This window comes from Siminovitchia fortis (genome assembly GCF_007681465.1).
In the GTDB taxonomy this organism is placed as follows: Bacteria; Bacillota; Bacilli; order Bacillales; family Bacillaceae_C; genus Siminovitchia; species Siminovitchia fortis.
In genome coordinates, this window is record NZ_VEKZ01000132.1 from 1 (window position 1) to 1,658 (window position 1,658).

Annotated in this window: 1 protein-coding gene; it reads right to left on the reverse strand. The window is 45.1% G+C overall.

Translation table 11 applies throughout. The annotated features are described in order from the left end of the window. Window positions 1-350 precede the first annotated feature (350 nt). Window positions 351-1,579, reverse strand: a protein-coding gene (locus FS666_RS19200; protein WP_144463773.1) for an IS3 family transposase whose coding sequence is annotated in 2 segments (ribosomal slippage) — window positions 351-1,291 and window positions 1,291-1,579 — 1,230 coding nt in all. Because the reading frame shifts where the segments join, the coding sequence is not laid out codon by codon here. Between the last annotated feature and the right edge of the window lie 79 nt (window positions 1,580-1,658).

The following is a 1,658-nucleotide window of genomic DNA, read 5'->3' on the forward strand; positions in this document are numbered from 1 at the left end:
CGGATTAACCCCCGAATTTTGGACATAGTTACTCTTAATCTATCTTTTTCTTAAAATAGCTACCTATTTCTTGATATTGGATCCTGCGCTTCTTGTCCGCCACCATTGACCTTGCTTTTGTCCGTGTTGGGGGATCGGCGCAAGATTGCTAAAAAAACAGCCTTTAGGGCTCTTCATGCGATCAATGCTAACACGGACAAACCGATTCTAAGTATTCGCTGGCGGGGCCCCCGACCCCTTCCATCGCCTACTAAGAATCGGGCGCTGCGCTCAACGGCAAGCAGCTGCGCTGTGGCTCTTTTCGCGGCCGGATGATGATTCCTTCCAGCACTATCTTCCTAATGAGTTGATTACACCCGAACTTCTTTGATTTCCAATCTATTTTGCTTGTTTTGTTCGTAGAACTCTTGAGGTGACAGGTCCAAAATGCTTGAATGCATCCGTCTTTCGTTGTAGAAGACCATAAAATCCGTGACGGCTTCATATGCCTGCGCGTAGGTTTCAAACTGCCACCTTGAAAGGCAATCATCTTCAAAGATGCGATGAAAAGATTCAATATGGGCATTCATATTCGGCGTTCTCGGAGGAATCCTTTCATGTTCGATCTGGTACTTTTCGCAAAATTCCTCAAAAGCATGGGAGACAAACTGTGGCCCATTGTCTGTCCGGATCACTGGTTTGGTCTCTCCACTGAATTGTTGCCGTCTTAACAATGCCTGTTGAAGTGCCTGGATGGCATCTTTGGCTGTACAGCTTAATCCGTTGTGATAGGCGACAATTCCACGGTCATACACATCGATGATGGACAGGACAAAGAAGAAACGGTCTTCCCCTTCGATGTAGCCGTATTTGATATCTGCTTCCCATAGCTGGTTTGAGTCTGTTATCGTATGGTTTCGTGCCAGTTTCCTGGGGTGTTGTGTCTTCTTTTTCCGCTGTGGCCGCAAGATGCCCAGCTCTTTGCACAACCGGTACACTTTTTTCTTGTTGATCACAAGCTTATATTGGCGGCGAAGCCTCTTCGTCAGTTTACGGTAGCCATAGTTGAAGCCGTCGCCTGCAATTTCCTCCAAAAGGAATTCTTTGATTTGTTCGTCTGATACTTTTCGTCCGTCTTCTGTGAAGGAATAGCCCGGTGCTGGACGACCCTCACTTACTTTTTTCTCTTCCACCCGGTAGTTCTTTTGATAATAGTAGGTGGAACGAGCGATCCCTATGATTTTCAGCACCTTGGAAATGGAATAGCCTTTTTGGATCCAGTTGTCGGCTACTTCAATCTTTTCAGCAAGTGAGGGTTTTTCTTTTTTATAATATCGCGTAAAATCGCGATTTCAAGGTCTTTTTCACCAAGCAATGTTTTAAGCTTTTCATTTTCCCTGGATAGCTCTTTCGGATCAAGGTCCGGCAAAACAGTGACATCTACGTCACCATATTTGCCATCTCTATATTCCCGCACCCAACGGGATACCATGTTGGAATTCAGCTCATAACGGCGGGCAACAAGGCTGTTATTGCCTGTCTCCTGCGCCTCTTTGATGACTTGTAATTTAAACTCCGTAGAGTGTTTGGTTCGTGTCATGTTGTTTAGCCTCCTTGGTACATTAAGCAGTATAATAATTTTTACTCTTATTGTCCAAGTTCATTTAGGGGCTAAATAG